The following is a 533-nucleotide window of genomic DNA, read 5'->3' on the forward strand; positions in this document are numbered from 1 at the left end:
ACCGCGTCGCCGTTCTCGTCGATCATGGCGCGCACGCGGCCATAGGCCGTGCCCGCGACGATCGCGTCGCCGACACGCAGCGTGCCCGACTGGATGAGCACGGTCGCGACCGAGCCGCGGCTCTTGTCGAGCTTGGCCTCGATGGCCACACCGCGCGCTGCCTTGTTGGGGTTCGCGGTGAGGTCGAGACCGGCGTCGGCGGTGAGCAGCACCGCGTCGAGCAGGTCCTGGATGCCGATGTTCTGGCGGGCCGAGACGTCGACGAACATGACGTCGCCGCCGTACTCCTCGGCGACCAGTCCGTATTCGGTGAGCTGCTGGCGCACCTTGGCGGGGTTGGCGTCCGGCTTGTCGACCTTGTTCACCGCGACCACGATCGGCACGTTCGCCGCCTGGGCGTGGTTCAGGGCCTCGACCGTCTGGGGCATGATGCCGTCGTCGGCCGCGACCACGAGGATCGCGATGTCGGTCACCTGCGCACCACGGGCACGCATGGCGGTGAACGCCTCGTGACCCGGCGTGTCGATGAAGGT

Annotated in this window: 1 protein-coding gene; it reads right to left on the reverse strand. The window is 69.2% G+C overall.

Going from position 1 to position 533, the window contains the following annotated elements; translation table 11 throughout:
- A partial coding sequence (locus ACWKWX_RS32750; RefSeq protein WP_483829948.1) for a translation initiation factor IF-2 occupies window positions 1-533 on the reverse strand: 533 nt, incomplete at both ends.

It is taken from the genome of Pseudomonas imperatae, from assembly GCF_057128625.1.